The organism is Paraburkholderia sp. CNPSo 3076, from assembly GCF_026343935.1.
Classification (GTDB): domain Bacteria; phylum Pseudomonadota; class Gammaproteobacteria; order Burkholderiales; family Burkholderiaceae; genus Paraburkholderia; species Paraburkholderia nodosa.
The window spans coordinates 1-674 of sequence record NZ_JAPMAL010000138.1 but is presented as its reverse complement, the minus strand read 5'-3'; the positions used below and the strand labels follow the sequence as shown (position 1 = coordinate 674).

1 pseudogene is annotated in these 674 nt (G+C 65.0%); it reads right to left on the bottom strand.

The features are described 5' to 3' along the window. Nucleotides 1-669 (bottom strand): annotated as a pseudogene (locus M3A49_RS42405) (IS66 family transposase zinc-finger binding domain-containing protein); the annotation flags it as partial. Nucleotides 670-674 lie beyond the last annotated feature (5 nt).

Sequence of the window (674 nt, the reverse complement as noted above, 5' to 3'; positions counted from 1 at the left end):
GTCGCACGCGGTAGTGCAGTTCGCTGGGGCGGATGATCCAGTGAGCGAGCGTGCCGCGACTCACCGGAATCTGCCAGCGTGCGAGCGCGTCCTGCATCCGGTACAACGGCATGCCGTCGACGTACTTTGCGGTCGTGACCGTCGCGATCACCGACGCGTCCGCATGGCTGCCCGGAATCGGCTGCACCGGCATCGGCGCAAGCACGATCCGTGTATGTTCGGCGTGACACTCACAGTGCCGGCAGGCCCACTTGGAGCGCACGTTCTGCCGGACCGTCCACTTGACCTCGACGTGCAGTTGCTCGCTGATGTCCTCGCCGATGCGATGCATCGGGTTGCCACAGTCTACGCATGCCCTCTGGTCTTCGGGCAGGTTTCGTATTCGACAGGTTCACGCTTCAGGTAGGCCGGCAGAGGCTTGCGGCCGCCCTTGCGCCGTTCGGGCTCGCTGTTTTGGGGCAGGCCGGTGTCGGGCAGCGCTGGCTGTGCACCCTCGTCGTCTTCATTGGAGGGGGCGGTCTGGGCGATCTGCTCGGCCTCGTCGAACACGCGATCCTTGCGTTTCTCGCTCTGCGGTGCGAAGCGCTCTGCCTGCAGCAGCCGGATCTGTTCCTCGAGCTGCTCGATGCGCTGGTTCAGCTCCTCGATCTGTGCGTCGCGCTGGGCAATATCCT